The 803-nt window shown below is 29.0% G+C and carries 3 protein-coding genes; all 3 read right to left on the reverse strand.

Features of this window, described 5'->3' with window-relative positions; all coding sequences use genetic code 11:
• A partial coding sequence (locus tag V7014_RS27395; protein ID WP_438824974.1) for a Wzz/FepE/Etk N-terminal domain-containing protein occupies positions 1-135 on the reverse strand: 135 nt, incomplete at its 3' end.
• Between the two features lie 39 nt (positions 136-174).
• Positions 175-507, reverse strand: a complete 333-nt coding sequence (locus tag V7014_RS24370) for a helix-turn-helix domain-containing protein (protein ID WP_335511225.1) — start codon at positions 505-507, stop codon at positions 175-177.
• An 85-nt stretch (positions 508-592) separates the two neighbouring features.
• Positions 593-778, reverse strand: a complete 186-nt coding sequence (locus V7014_RS24375) for a hypothetical protein (RefSeq protein WP_335511227.1) — start codon at positions 776-778, stop codon at positions 593-595.
• Positions 779-803 lie beyond the last annotated feature (25 nt).

The raw sequence follows: 803 nt of genomic DNA on the forward strand, positions 1-803 counted from the left end.
ATAATACACAGGTTTTATTACCAAATAAGAATAGGCACCACTAATCAAGGCTGCGATTACCGTTAGAAACATGATTAGTTTCCAACGCCGTTTGAGTGTTTTAAAAATATCACTAATACTAATTGTTTCCTCCATATTGCCCTCCAGCACTGTAAATTCTACATATTGAGTTGTTTATTTCTGATTTTGCCATTTAATAAATTCAAGCAAAATTTTATATTGTTTAACTTCGTTCATGTCTATACCTAAATCTTTTAATTCATTGATAAAATCAACCCATTCTTTTTCGATTTTTACACATTCGTCAGTTGAATTGGGTTTCAACAATGTTTTCACTTCAACATTTAATACATTTGCAATTTTCAAGAGAATATTTAATGAAGGATTCTTGTTTAGATTTCGTTCAATATTACTTAAATAAGATTTAGAGATATTGGTCTTTTCCGCCAACATTGAAAGTGTATATCCTCTTCTTTTGCGTAATTCCATTATTTTTTTTCCTATCATTATGAAACCTCGTTATTATTTTTTAGAATTCATAGATCTCCACCTATATTTACCTTTATTATTTTCGAAAAAATAAATATCCCATTTAAATCTTCACTTCAACTTTTTCCACATAAGGATGTATTTCACTTTCAAAAGATATCGCTAATAGCTGTTGTTTTATTTCTTCAATCAACATACAGACTTTTATGTCAGTTGACGTATTCCCAAGTTCATATGCATATATTAGAATGCCCTTAAAATCTTCTGGACTTATATAGACAGACTTCAATTTACTTCACCATTCCTTACAGATC

Origin of the sequence: Bacillus sp. JJ722 (assembly GCF_036963345.1) — a bacterium.
Classification (GTDB): domain Bacteria; phylum Bacillota; class Bacilli; order Bacillales; family DSM-1321; genus Bacillus_AD.